We start from the raw sequence: 13,476 nt of genomic DNA on the forward strand, positions 1-13,476 counted from the left end.
AGAATTTTAATGTCAGATGGTAAACAAATTAAGCGGAGTGTTTTTTTTATTTCCGATGGAACTGCAATTACAGCTGAAACCCTTGGGCATTCACTCTTAGCGCAATTTCCAAATGTAGACTTTGATATTCACATTCATCCTTATATTACGTCTGAAGAAGCGGCAATGAATGTGGTGACTGAGATTAATGCGCGTGCACAGCAAGATGGTCAACTGCCTTTGGTTTTTGACACGCTAGTAGATCAATATGTGCGTGACATTATTAACACTGCAAAAGCGATTAACCTAGATGTGTTCGAAGGCTTAATTAGCAAGCTTTCAGAGGAATTGGGTACACCACCAACCACCTTGGTTGGACAAACTCACGCAGTGACAGATTCTGAGTCATATAAGGCACGTATTGATGCGGTGCATTTTGCCTTAGACAATGATGATGGCGCACGTACACGCCATTACGACAAGGCCGATCTGATTCTAATTGGGGTGTCACGCTCAGGTAAAACACCGACATCTATCTACTTATCTTTGCAGTTTGGTATTCGTGTTGCGAACTATCCATTAACCGAAGAAGACCTAGATGACAACCGCTTGCCAGCAGTCTTAAAACCACATAAACACAAGTTGTTTGGCTTAATGATTGATGCAGAACGTCTGGTTGCAATCCGTACTGAACGCAAGGCTAACAGTCGTTATGCGAGCTTTAACCAATGCCAAATGGAATTACGTGCTATTGAAGGTATTTATATTTCAGAAGGTATTAAGTATTTAAATGTATCTGAAATGTCGATTGAAGAAATTTCAACTCGTGTATTACAAATGACAGGTTTGAAACGTCGAATTGGATAATCAAATTAATATCATTAAAAGGGTCAAAATATTATTCTGACCCTTTTTTATTGGATATAAATAGAATAAAAATTAAGCTATTATTTATTTAAATGATAATGCTTTTGATGTGACTTAAAATGTAGTGATAATGGTATCCACAGGGTGGCTTTGACCGTCGATGCTATGCACACTATGCGCACAGACTTTTACAATAGGCCAAGTAATCAGAGTGCAATTTTCACGCTGCAAAGCCGCATAATAATGATCAGATTTAAAATAATGTTGATGTGTATCGGCAATGTTTGGGGTGAGCTGACGTTTGAGCCAAGTGTCTTTTACCTGCGCATCTAAAAAACGTAAAGCCAAAATATTTTTAACGCGGTTGTTAAACAAACGCCGATTTTTAAATACCAATGGATGGCTAATCAGGCGATGTATGCCACGTTCTGTGGCAGGCAAAACAAAATGCGGGGCAATCTGGAACACCTTGACCGAAGCCGCTTGTTGACAAATTTTATCAAGCTGTGCCACGCTGTCTTGATTGGCACCAATTACAGCCACATGTAAACCATCAAAATCAGACGGTTTGACTTCGGTAGCAGGAATACACTTACCTTGAAACTCTTGAAAATCTATCAGGCAGTTTTGGAAGGCGTGTCTATGTATGTCATGTTTAGGACTGACCATGCTGAATCCCTTATTTTATTCATTTTATAAATTAGAACATTTACTCTATTTTGTGAGGGCAGTACTGTTTGGTAAAGTCTTTTGTGCAGGCGAACCAGTCATTTCTGCAGATTGAAAGTTCAAAAAATGCAAATTTGAGTATCTAAAGTTAAAAAGGCCTCGCAATAACCGTGTTTACACAAAGTCACTGCAAGACCTTTTGAGTGTTGTTAAGCGTTCAGTTACTTAAATTCCATTTTTTATTTGCATGAGCAAATCGAAGTTGCGTAGGCGTTTTTGCGTATCATAAATGTCACAAGTGAAAATGAACTCATCTACATCATACTTTGCCAATAAGTTTTCCAGTCCAGCTTTTACTGTTGCTACAGAGCCAATTTGCGCCATGCCATAAAAACTATCGACTGACATTTTTTCAGCAGGTGACCACAAACCATCCATGCTGTTTATAGGAGCTTTGAGTTTCAAACTCTGCCCACGAATTAAGCCCAATACCCGTTGATAGGAACTTGTGGCGAGATATTGTGCTTCTGCATCGCTGTCTGCAACTACAGTTGGTACACCCATAGACACATACGGGCGGTCTAAATATTCTGAGGGTTCAAAGTTGTCACGGTATAACTGAATTGCTTGACCAAGCATGCGTGGGGCAAAGTGTGAGGCAAATGAATAGGGCAATCCTAATTTTGCAGCCAGTTGTGCGCTAAATAAGCTTGAACCAAGTAACCAGACAGGAACGTGCGTGCCTTGACCAGGGGTGGCCACAATACGTTGTTGTGGTTCAGCATCTTTAAAATAATGAAGAATTTCGAGCACATCTTGTGGGAACTGGTCTTCAGTTTCCTGACGGCCACGACGCAGGGCACGCATAGTAACTTGATCTGTACCTGGTGCACGTCCCAAACCTAATTCAATACGATTTGGATATAAAGTTGCTAAAGTACCGAACTGTTCTGCCACAACTAAAGGCGCATGGTTAGGTAACATAATACCGCCTGAACCCAGTTTCAGGTGTCTGGTATTTGCTAATAAATAGCCTAAAAGTACTGCGGTTGCAGAGCTGGCAATGCCATCCATATTATGATGTTCAGCCAACCATAAACGGTCATAACCAAGTTGTTCTGCATGTTGTGCCAATTCGAGTGCGTGATGCAGTGAAAATTGAACTGATTGATCATCACGGACAGGTGCAAGTTCAAGAATGGCAAATTTTGTGTCTTGCAGGGAACGCATCATTTATTCCAGCTTGATAAAGAGAGTTTTATCATACGATGCATTGAGTGGATTGTATATCGATAATTTTCGATATAAGGGTGTTCAGTGCGCTAGATTTAGCGGATGTGTGTTTAAGCAGTGATTTAATATAGTGAGATTATTGTCTGTATAAGAAAAAGCACCCGAAGGTGCTTTTGCAATATTAAAGAGATTGTAGAGAGCGTGGCGGAGATGAATTAACAATTAACGACGTTTTCCATTTTTGTAATGACCTAAATGCAAGCCATTGTCTTTACTGTAACGGTTATTGTAACGCACATCATTATAACGATAGCCACGGCTGTCATAGCGTCGGTCGTAACGGTCATCATAGCGTTTGTTGTCATAGCGATCATCTCGACGGTCTTCGCTCACTTTTTTACCCAGTACAGCACCACCTGCAGAACCGAGTCCAGCGCCAACATAGCCACCCGTATTGCCTGCCATGTTGCGACCGACACTATAACCACCCGCACCACCTAGCGCTGCACCAATCATGGCACCGTTACGGTCACGTTTACTGGCAGAAGCCGCCGCACCACCTGCGCCACCAATTGCAGAGCCAATCATTGCACCTGTTTGTCCACCCATGTGCTGACCAATGGCTGCGCCGACTGCACCACCAAGCGCAGAACTTGCAGCAACACGTGTGTCATTTGCATGTGCAGTTCCCATGATTAAGGCAGAACTCGCGATGACACCACTTAATAAAAAATAATTCAGTTTCATGAGGATGCTCCGTATCAATAACTTATGCGCTTGGGTATTTATATATGTAATTAATGTATAAAAGCTTGTAGAAAGAATCGTGAAGGCCAGATAGAACATGTTGTAAAGTTTGATAAATACACTGTAATTACCCCACATTATTTCTACATATTTCATCGCTTTTTGGTATTTATGATATTTCTAAACAGGATCAAAAAAGCACCGAGCTAATGTCGATGCTTTTAGGTGAATCATTAAGACTGATTCAGACGTATAAATTAACGTCGGTTACGTTTTTTCTTCCATTTACGTTCTTGGTAGCGGTCGTATTCTTTATCTTTTGAGATTTTATTCCCCAAAGCTGCACCACCGGCAGCACCGAGTGCCGAACCAATATATCCACCATTGGTTCCACCCATATTTTTACCTACGGTATAACCAGCGCCACCACCTAAAGCACCACCAATAGCAGATTCGGTACGATGACGTTTATTGCTCGCAACCGCAGCACCACCTGCACCACCGAGTGCAGCACCAATAGTTGCACCTGTTGTGCCGCCCATATTTTTACCAATAGCTGTACCTGCCACGCTGCCTAAAGCACTTGCAGCAGCTACACGTGTGGTATTGTCTGCGTAAACATTAGCACTAAGCATTGAACCTGCGGCTAAAGCTGCACTAAATAACATTGCATTAAGTTTCATGATTGCACTCCATGTCCATTTTCAGGACTTATTTTATGATCAATTTTGATGGGCTAAATCTATCAAAGAGTCTCTGTCAAAATGTGGAGAGTGCGCACGAGATTGGTGTGCTTTGGTGTGGCCTTTGTATAAGTTTGATTAAAATTGCTAAAAAAATGCGCAATCCTTGTATGAAGATTCAACAGTTTTACTGCAATGATGATTCTGGGTCGTCTTGTTTACAATGTGCTCGATAACTTAGGTGAGCTTTAATACCGTGCCACTGTGCTGTAATAATGATGTCATTTAGTGCTTAGAATCGGTAAACTATGCGCAATTTTTTATTTCGCTGTGCTGCGTGATGTATGCGACAGCCTTTGTATTGAGATTTTTTAAACAATGAAAGAATCGTTACGTTTACGATTAGACCAGCTCTCAGACCGACACGAAGAGCTCACGGCATTATTGGCCGATGTTGAAGTGATTTCCGATAATAAGCGTTTTCGTCAACTGTCACGCGAGCACAGTGATTTAGATGAAATTACCGCCGTATGGACACAATACAAACAAGCAGAAGCCGATATAGAAACTGCTGAAGCCATGTTGACTGATCCTGACTTTAAGGAAATGGCGCAAGAAGAAATTAAAGAGAATAAAGCACTGATTCAGCAACTTGAGTCAGATTTAAATATTTTAATGATTCCGAAAGACCCGAACGATGCTAACTCTGCTTATTTAGAGATTCGTGCAGGAACGGGTGGTGATGAAGCTGCAATTTTCTCAGGTGATTTATTCCGCATGTATAGCAAATATGCAGAAAGCCAAGGCTGGCGGATTGAAATTCTTTCTGAAAATGAAGGCGAACACGGTGGCTATAAAGAAGTCATTTGCTTGGTCAATGGCGATGGTGTTTATGGTCGTTTGAAGTTTGAAAGTGGTGCACACCGTGTACAACGTGTGCCTGCAACAGAATCACAAGGGCGTGTGCATACGTCTGCATGTACCGTGGCAATTCTGCCAGAGGTAGATGTTGATACCACGGTAGACATTAACCCTGCAGATTTGCGTATTGATACATACCGTGCTTCAGGCGCGGGTGGTCAGCACGTTAACAAAACTGATTCTGCGGTACGTATTACCCACATTCCAACAGGAACGGTGGTGGAATGTCAGGAAGAGCGTTCGCAACATAAGAATAAGGCCAAGGCCATGGCATTGTTGGCATCTCGTTTGGAAAATGCCAAACGTGCTGCGGCAGATGCGGCAACCTCAGAAATGCGTCGTGACTTGGTCGGTTCGGGAGATCGTTCTGAACGTATCCGTACCTATAACTATCCGCAAGGGCGTATGACAGACCACCGCATTAACCTGACTTTATATAAGTTAGATGCGGTTATGGAAGGTGATTTAACCGAGTTGCTAGACAGTCTGCATCGTGAATATCAGGCAGATCAGTTGGCTATGCTTGCCCAGCAAAACGGTGGCTAATGAATATTGCACAAGCCTTGGCACTACGTGGTGAAGCCGATAGCTACGAGCGTCAGGAAAATATCTGGTTGCTTGAGCATTTTTTAGGGCTGAGTGCACTTGAATTAAAGTATCGTGCAAGTCAGGAATTAACATCAGCAGAAGAGCAGGCCTATACGCAGGCCTTAGCGCGTATTGCTGCAGGCGAACCTTTGGCTTATATCACGGGTTCTCAGCCATTTTGGACTTTAGATTTAAAAGTTACGCCTGATACTTTGGTGCCACGTCCTGATACCGAGGTTTTGGTTGAAACCGTACTCTCTTTGTCATTACAAAGTAATGCTATGGTGGTGGATTTAGGTACGGGCACAGGCGCTATTGCGTTGGCTTTAGCTTCTGAGCGTCCAAATTGGCAAATCACCGCAACAGATATTTACCCGCCAACGCTTGCAGTTGCGAAAGAAAATGCTATAAAGCATGGTTTGAATGAGGTGCAATTTGCATGTGGTGCATGGTTTGACGCACTGGGCTTAGAAGCTGAACCAAGGTTTGATTTAATTGTGTCCAATCCACCGTATATAGATGCTCATGATGAGCACATGCCTGCATTAGCAGCAGAACCTGAACGGGCTTTGGTCGCGGCAGATCATGGCATGGCAGATATTGTGCAGATTATCTCGCAGGGCAAATATTGGTTAAAACAGCACGGCTGGATTGCCCTTGAGCACGGCTATGACCAAGCTTTAGCAGTGCAGGGAATTTTTGCAGAGCACGGTTTTTCTGAAATACGCACAGTCAAAGATTATGCTGGCAATGATCGAGTGACTTTGGCGTGTTTGATGTAATGCTTTGAGTCTCTACGCTTAATTTAACTTAACTTACCAAGGTGTGGCTGAATCGCAGGTGGCAGTTTTTCGCCAAGTGAACTCAGCATTTCACGCTCAATCAAACGTACCATAGAATTCAATGGCAAATCATTGTCTTGTAGCCCAAAGGGTTCTTCAAGTTGCTCACTTAAAGCATCCAGACCTAAAAACAGATAAGCAATTAACCCGACTAAAATAGGTGTCCAAATACCTAAACTGGCTTCTAGGCTAAACGGTAAAATAAAGCAGAAGCAGTACACAGTACGGTGTAACAAGACCGAATAAGAAAAAGGCAAAGGCGTACTTAAAATACGATCACAGCCTGCCTGTACATTGCCCAATTCTACAATGTGCTGATTCAGCCCTTGGTAAATAATGTCTGATATTTCGCCAGTTTTTAGGGCAATTACTAAATCTTTTTGAATACTTTCTAAAATATATTGTGAAGCATTGATATGTTGAAATAACGCCTGATAATCGTTTGTGGTCAACTTCACTTTGTTTTCATAAAATTCAATCGGTTGGTTTTGATTACGTAAACGGTCACGCAATAAATTGCTAAAGAGCATTACCCGATACATCAAGACTTGTCGATGAGGCTCAGAAAGCACATGCGAGTCACGAGAAATATGCCGTGACGTGGCAATTAAAGTTCCCCAGAGTTTGCGTCCTTCCCACCAGCGTTCATAACAGGCTGTATTTCTAAAACTTAAGAAAATAGACAAGATAATCCCGAAAATGGTAAAGCCAATTGCGGGGACGCTCGGTGCTTGAAAAAAGTGCTGCGAAGATAAATAGACCAAGACCGTAGAAAGAAATACCACAATTGCAAGCGCAGGTAAGACGGTGGGTAAAATCGTACCGTACCATGCAAAAAGTAGAGTAAAACTATTGTTTTTATTGCGAATAATCATCTTAAAGCAATCCTGTAAACTGTTGCTAGTGTTCCATAGACAAATAGCGCTTGGCAAGTCGCTTTAGGTATTGCAGTGATGGTTTTTCCTGTGAATCAAAGCTATGAGAATATCTACTCATGCACTGCTGCTTTATAGATTGTAAAAGTGCAGTGTAGTTAGGCAGTCAGTCAACGACGAAAACAAAAAAAGTGATGCCTGATTTCAGATATCACTTTCGGATTTACTGATGCAATGTGTAAACTTAAATTTTAGTTAACACTTTAAGCTTAAGTCTTTGCCACATTTACATAGGATAGTCTTGTAAGCAATCCGACACTTCGACTTGGGTCAAACTATCAGTTTCTAAAGCCAAACACAGTGCGACAATTTTTGCAGTATCGCTTAAGTGTTCTTCTTTCAGTGCTAAACCTGCCTGTAAAGCGTGTAAATCTTCTTGGCAAATATCTAACGCAGCAGCAGCTTGCATTGCATCTTCACGTTTAAAGAATGCAGAAATTGCTGTGCGTAATTGCTCTTCTGAGGTATTCAGAATACTTTGATTCAGTAATTCATCTAATTGGTCAGAAGCTTGGTTGAGAGAGTGAGTGAAATTTTGAACTACATTTTGTTCAAGTACATCGACCATCTTAAGCATGGGGGACCTCCAGAGATGTTGGTACATTTAAATATTACAGGGGGAGTATTACAGCCAAATTGCATAAAATTTATGCTTTAAATTGATTGAAAAGTAAACTAAATACTGGGCTTTGGCAATGCCGTGCCGATGAACGATCAGTTCAATTGGGTGTTGTAATATAAGTGCTTGTATCTTTAGTTGAAAATTAAATAATAGGCTTAATGCAATATAATTACTTGATAAGTCACTTAATAAAGTGCTTGCTTATGTGTTTTCAGTATATTGCCGATATGCACCTGGGTTTAAACCTGTCCACTTTTTAAAAGCACGATGAAACGCACTTGGATCGTGAAAATTTAGCTGGTCGCTAATTTCTTGTAAGGATTGCTGAGTTTTGCTGAGTAGTTCGATTGCAGTATCACGACGGACTTCATTTTTTAATTGTTGATAACTGGTGCCTTCTTGTTTTAAACGCCGCTGAAAAGTTGCTTCAGACATATTGAAATGTTGTGTAAGTTCACTTAACTCAAGCCATTGGCTTGGAGGAAGTTTGACCAATTGTTTACGGATTTGATGACTTAGTGCATGCGGGTTTTTATAACGTACTAAAAGGTTATAAGGCGTTTGCTTTAAAAAACGTTTCCAGCTTTTTTCATCTTGCTTAATTTTTAGTGCGAGATGTTGTGCTTCAAAATAAATTTTATTGTCTGTACAGGTGTATTCAATTTGATCACAAAAACGGATGCGGTAGTCAGTATCATCCACAGGGGCATTGCATTTAAGTTGCATGTTTAAAATAGCAATACGTTGCCCAGTCAGCCAACACATCAGGCTGTGAATGAGCATTAAATAGGTGGCATAACTAAACATCGGTTTCACTTGATCTTTATCATGAATGATCAAGATGGCGTAATCATTTTCAATACGTAACTCACCGACAAAATCGTCCAGTACTAAATTTAAAAAAACGAGCATATCTTGCAAAGCGAGTTGTAAGTGATCGGCTTGATACACCCATTTAGATAAAAGCTGATAGCTGCCACGACGTAAAGCATGGCTGTCCATACCAAAAAACTCATCATTCATTGCATCTGCAAGTGCAATCCATAATTGACCAAATTGTAGAATGGAAACACGTGCTTTGTTGGAGTCCAGCAATTCCTGTGGAATACCCGCAGTTTCTAATATGGCGGCGGTGTCTACAGTATGTTGTTGTGCAGCAGCCAAAGCTTCGTGTACCAAAGCAATTGAAATTGTATCTTTACTGTAGGTGAGTGGAGCGGCTTTCATGTGGCAGTCAAGGTATCCATTTACAAGTTGGCTGTCCAAAGACATCATGGAGGATGCAGGGTTTGGAAATTGTACTCTAGCCAGAGTGTGATTAATCTGCATCTTAAGTTGTAGAACTGTAGAAATTTATAAGGAAAATAATATGAAAATTCAAGGAAAAGTCTGTGTGGTCACGGGTGGTGCATCTGGTCTGGGTGCAGCTACGGCACAATACTTGGTCTCGCAGGGTGCTCGCGTGATTATGGTCGATATGAATCAGGAGCTTGGGCAGCAGCTACAACAGCAATTGGGTAGCCAGTCTGAGTTTTTGGCTGTAGATGTAACCGATGAAAACCAAGTACAGCAGCTTTTTAGCCATATTGAGCAAAAATATGGTCAGTTAAATGGCTTGGTGAATTGTGCGGGAATTGCACCTTCTGCCAAAGTTTTAGGGCGTGATGGTTTGCATGATTTGGCGATGTTCCAGAAAGTTTTGAATATCAATGTCACGGGCAGTTTTAATATGATTCGTTTCGCTGCACAGTTGATGGCGAAATATGACTTGCAAGCAAACGAAGAAGAGCGCGGTGTAATTGTGAATACAGCATCAGTTGCTGCATTTGATGGGCAAATTGGCCAAAGTGCTTATTCTGCTTCTAAGGGCGCAATTGTAGGAATGACGCTACCTTTAGCACGTGAATTCGCACGTGAAGCCATTCGGGTGATGACTATTGCCCCAGGCATTATGGAAACACCAATGCTCAAAGCTTTTCCGCAGCATGTGCAAGATGCTTTGGGGCAAATGGTGCCATTTCCACCACGTTTGGCAAAACCGGAAGAGTTTGCACAGTTAGTCGGTCACATTTTTGAAAATGGCTATTTGAATGGCGAAGTAATTCGTTTAGATGGTGCGATTCGTATGCAGCCGAAATAAGCTGCATCATAAAATAGCCTAAGTAAGCACAAGCAAAGCAACCGAAAAATCATCGCAATATAGAACAAGGATGTTGCGTACATTCCCTGACTGAACAACATAAATAGAGACAGAGAGCCATTATGATTTTAAGCCATGAACAAAAAATGATTCAGGATATGCTGCGGAGTTATGCCCAGGAAAAGCTGAAACCTACTGCAGCCGCACGTGATAAAACTGCCGAATTTCCAGCACAGGAATTAAAGGAACTCGGTGCGTTGGGTGCATTGGGTATGACTGTTTCAGAAGAATGGGGCGGCGCAGGTTTGGATTATGTGTCGTTGGTTTTAGCCTTGGAAGAAATTGCCGCAGGCGATGGTGCGATTTCAACGATTGTTAGTGTACAGAACTCATTACCTTGTGGGATCACTCAACGCTACGGCACGGAAGCACAAAAACAGAAATATCTAAGCAAATTGGCTACAGGTGAATGGTTGGGCTGTTTTTGTTTAACCGAGCCGCAAGTCGGTTCAGATGCCAGCGCCATTGAATGTAAAGCAGAAAAGGATGGTGATAGTTGGGTTTTAAATGGTACCAAACAATTTATTACCACAGGTAAATATGCCGATGTCGCTTTGGTTTTCGCTGTTACAGACAAAACTGCAGGTAAAAAAGGTATTTCCTGCTTTTTAGTGCCGACGAATACCCCTGGATATATTGTGGCGCGTTTAGAAGACAAAATGGGGCAGCATTGTTCAGATACTGCCACAATTGTTTTGGATAACTGCCGTATTCCTGCCGAAAACTTGCTAGGGCAAGAAGGTGAAGGTTACAAGATTGCATTGTCAAATTTGGAGTCAGGCCGCATTGGTATTGCAGCACAATCGGTTGGCATGGCGCGTGCAGCTTTAGAGGCTGCAGTGGATTATGCCAATGAACGTAAAGCCTTTGGTGTTGAAATTGTGCAACATCAAGCGGTGGCATTTCGTCTAGCCGATATGGCGACTCAAATCGAAGCTGCACGACAACTTATTTTACATGCTGCAAGCCTGAAAGATGCAGGTTTACCATGCTTGAAAGAAGCCTCTATGGCTAAACTCTTTGCTTCGACCATGGCTGAGCGTGTCTGTTCAGATGCGATTCAAATTCATGGTGGCTATGGCTATGTCTCTGATTTTCCAGTTGAACGTATTTATCGTGATGTACGTGTCAGTCAAATTTACGAAGGGGCATCAGACATTCAGCGTTTAGTCATTGCACGTGAAGTGACCAAGCGCTAATGCACTGACAAATATTCGCTGTATCTCATTTTATTGAATGTTCAAATCTAGCATGCAGGTTGAGGTGAGTGGAAATTGAGCTATCACCTGAATCATGTTTAGCTAAAGCAAGATAATCAACGGAATCCGTTGATTAGTATTTAAGAATTTGGCATGCAGTAGCCACGACATGCCATAAATTTTAATACAGACCTAATTCACCCTAGATTTAAATTTTTTAAAACGGTTAAAACAACAAAATACATTGCTGCAAAAGAATTGCAGATGAATCAGTACAAGACGGAGCTTCACATAATGAAAACTTTGCAAGATGCATATCAGGCTTTTAACCTAGAACGGCTCATTCAAACAGAATTGGTGGGTACACCTACGGCTATAAATGCTTATGAAGAATGTTGCGGGCGCTATATAGGTGCTCAGCGCACTGCTTTAATCTGGGAAGGCAAACATGGTGAATCTGTAACATGGACATTTGATCAGCTCGCAGAAGCATCAGGTAAACTGGCCAACTATTTTGTCAAAATTGGTCTAAAAGCAGGCGATTGTATTGCGGGTTTACTGCCGCGTACTGCAGAGCTACTCATTACAATTTTAGCCACTTGGCGCATTGGTGCGGTGTATCAACCCTTGTTTACCGCATTTGAGTCTAAGGCCATTGAGCATCGGATTCTGACAGCCAAAACACAGTTAATTGTAACCAACAGCGAACAGCGTCCTAAATTAGATTTACTGAATGATGTAGGTATTTTAACCGTTGATGCGAATGCCACAGCCAATAATACTGATGCTGATTTTTGGCAAGTCTTAAATGCACAAAATAGCCATTTTGAAACAGTATATCGTAGTTTTGATGATGACTTTTTAATGATGTTTACTTCGGGCACGACTGGTTTAGCCAAGTCGGTGCCTGTGCCTTTAAAAGCAATTTTGGCCTTTAAGGGGTATATGCAGTTTGCGGTAGATTTACGTGTAGAGGATTCATTCTGGAATTTGGCAGATCCAGGTTGGGCCTATGGTTTGTACTATGGCATTACTGGGCCACTAAGTTTGGGGCACAGTATTATTATGGATGAGCGCCCATTTAGTGTCGATCATGCATTAGAGATTATCCGTAAATATCGGGTAAGCAACTTAACAGGTTCACCAACGGCATTTAGAATGTTCTTTGGTTTTAAAGAAAAATTTGATGCAGAAATAAAAAATCATTTGCGTGTGGTCAGCAGCGCAGGTGAACCACTCACACCCGAAGTGATTCATTGGTTTAATCATGAATTAAACGTCAATATTTATGACCAATATGGGCAAACTGAACTGGGCATGGTAATCGCGAATCATCACGCATTGGAACATCATAAAAAAATTGGTTCTGCAGGATACGCTATTCCAGGGCATCGTTTTGCAGTCTTGAATGCTGAGCATCAGGAAGTAGCATGCGGTGAAATTGGTACTTTGGCCTTAGATGAATCGCAATCGCCGTTAATGTGGTTTAAAGGCTACGAAGGACATGATCGTAAATCATTTGTCGGACAGTATTATCTCACGGGTGATACTGTGCGTTTAAATGAATTTGGCGGCATTGATTTTATAGGTCGTGCAGACGATGTCATTACAACATCGGGTTATCGGGTAGGGCCTTTTGATGTAGAAAGTACTTTACTTGAATGTGAAGAAGTACTTGAATCTGCAGTGATTGGTAAGCCAGACCTAGAACGTACAGAAATCGTAAAAGCATTTGTGGTGCTAAAAAATCAATATCAAGCCAGTAGTGCCTTGCAGGAAAAGTTACAGCAATATGTTCGTTCACGTTTATCGAAACATGCCTATCCTAAAGAAATAGAATTTGTAAATGGTTTGCCTAAAACATCGAGTGGGAAAATTCAGCGTAATTTACTGAAACAACAGGAAATTACCAAACAAACGGCTTTGAAAAAAGTAAGTTAAATTGGGTATATAGTTTTAAAGTGCTCTTAAATCAAAAACGCCAATCATTT

The 13,476-nt window shown here is 41.5% G+C and carries 13 protein-coding genes; 6 read left to right on the top strand and 7 right to left on the bottom strand.

The window, feature by feature from the left end:
* The first annotated feature begins 9 nt into the window (after positions 1 to 9).
* Positions 10 to 846 (top strand): pyruvate, water dikinase regulatory protein, encoded by an 837-nt coding sequence (locus ACNS8M_RS05475; RefSeq protein ID WP_168417467.1) that lies wholly within the window; start codon positions 10 to 12, stop codon positions 844 to 846.
* Between the two features lie 114 nt (positions 847 to 960).
* Here ACNS8M_RS05475 and ACNS8M_RS05480 read toward each other — a convergent pair whose 3' ends face one another.
* From ACNS8M_RS05480 to ACNS8M_RS05495, 4 genes are all read right to left on the bottom strand, one after another.
* Positions 961 to 1,515: a flavoprotein gene (locus tag ACNS8M_RS05480; protein WP_168461401.1), complete on the bottom strand. Its 555-nt coding sequence runs from the start codon at positions 1,513 to 1,515 to the stop codon at positions 961 to 963.
* Positions 1,516 to 1,740: 225 nt separating this feature from the next.
* Complete coding sequence (locus tag ACNS8M_RS05485) at positions 1,741 to 2,745, bottom strand: LLM class flavin-dependent oxidoreductase (RefSeq protein WP_168461911.1); 1,005 nt, start codon at positions 2,743 to 2,745, stop codon at positions 1,741 to 1,743.
* A 225-nt stretch (positions 2,746 to 2,970) separates the two neighbouring features.
* Positions 2,971 to 3,495, bottom strand: a complete 525-nt coding sequence (locus tag ACNS8M_RS05490) for a hypothetical protein (RefSeq protein WP_168461909.1) — start codon at positions 3,493 to 3,495, stop codon at positions 2,971 to 2,973.
* 257 nt (positions 3,496 to 3,752) lie between these two features.
* Complete coding sequence (locus ACNS8M_RS05495; RefSeq protein WP_168417463.1) at positions 3,753 to 4,178, bottom strand: glycine zipper domain-containing protein; 426 nt, start codon at positions 4,176 to 4,178, stop codon at positions 3,753 to 3,755.
* Between the two features lie 378 nt (positions 4,179 to 4,556).
* On the opposite strand from ACNS8M_RS05495, the gene prfA reads away from it, so the two are divergent.
* The gene (gene prfA, locus ACNS8M_RS05500) at positions 4,557 to 5,645 is read left to right on the top strand and encodes a peptide chain release factor 1 (RefSeq protein WP_168461907.1); all 1,089 of its coding nucleotides are present in this window, start codon (positions 4,557 to 4,559) and stop codon (positions 5,643 to 5,645) included.
* Positions 5,645 to 6,469, top strand: coding sequence for a peptide chain release factor N(5)-glutamine methyltransferase (gene prmC, locus ACNS8M_RS05505; RefSeq protein ID WP_168526299.1), 825 nt, complete (start codon positions 5,645 to 5,647; stop codon positions 6,467 to 6,469). The genes prfA and prmC overlap by 1 nt, the downstream gene beginning before the upstream one ends.
* Before the next feature lie 23 nt (positions 6,470 to 6,492).
* Here prmC and ACNS8M_RS05510 read toward each other — a convergent pair whose 3' ends face one another.
* The 3 genes from ACNS8M_RS05510 to ACNS8M_RS05520 form a co-directional block, all read right to left on the bottom strand.
* Positions 6,493 to 7,404 carry a bestrophin family protein gene (locus ACNS8M_RS05510; protein ID WP_168526297.1) on the bottom strand — a complete coding sequence of 304 codons (912 nt, stop codon included), beginning with the start codon at positions 7,402 to 7,404 and terminating at the stop codon, positions 6,493 to 6,495.
* Positions 7,405 to 7,690: 286 nt separating this feature from the next.
* The gene (locus ACNS8M_RS05515) at positions 7,691 to 8,041 is read right to left on the bottom strand and encodes a hypothetical protein (RefSeq protein ID WP_168417459.1); all 351 of its coding nucleotides are present in this window, start codon (positions 8,039 to 8,041) and stop codon (positions 7,691 to 7,693) included.
* A 246-nt stretch (positions 8,042 to 8,287) separates the two neighbouring features.
* Entirely contained in the window at positions 8,288 to 9,313 is a 1,026-nt protein-coding gene (locus ACNS8M_RS05520) for an AraC family transcriptional regulator (protein ID WP_194558998.1), read from the bottom strand.
* A gap of 142 nt (positions 9,314 to 9,455) precedes the next feature.
* On the opposite strand from ACNS8M_RS05520, the gene ACNS8M_RS05525 reads away from it, so the two are divergent.
* The 3 genes from ACNS8M_RS05525 (at position 9,456) to ACNS8M_RS05535 (ending at position 13,426) form a co-directional block, all read left to right on the top strand.
* The gene (locus ACNS8M_RS05525; RefSeq protein ID WP_168417457.1) at positions 9,456 to 10,226 is read left to right on the top strand and encodes a 3-hydroxyacyl-CoA dehydrogenase; all 771 of its coding nucleotides are present in this window, start codon (positions 9,456 to 9,458) and stop codon (positions 10,224 to 10,226) included.
* A 122-nt stretch (positions 10,227 to 10,348) separates the two neighbouring features.
* Positions 10,349 to 11,485 carry an acyl-CoA dehydrogenase family protein gene (locus ACNS8M_RS05530; RefSeq protein ID WP_168417456.1) on the top strand — a complete coding sequence of 379 codons (1,137 nt, stop codon included), beginning with the start codon at positions 10,349 to 10,351 and terminating at the stop codon, positions 11,483 to 11,485.
* Between the two features lie 294 nt (positions 11,486 to 11,779).
* Positions 11,780 to 13,426 (top strand): AMP-binding protein, encoded by a 1,647-nt coding sequence (locus ACNS8M_RS05535; RefSeq protein ID WP_419225254.1) that lies wholly within the window; start codon positions 11,780 to 11,782, stop codon positions 13,424 to 13,426.
* The last annotated feature ends 50 nt before the right edge of the window (positions 13,427 to 13,476 follow it).

The organism is Acinetobacter sp. A2 (genome assembly GCF_048537555.1).
Taxonomy (GTDB): Bacteria; Pseudomonadota; Gammaproteobacteria; order Pseudomonadales; family Moraxellaceae; genus Acinetobacter.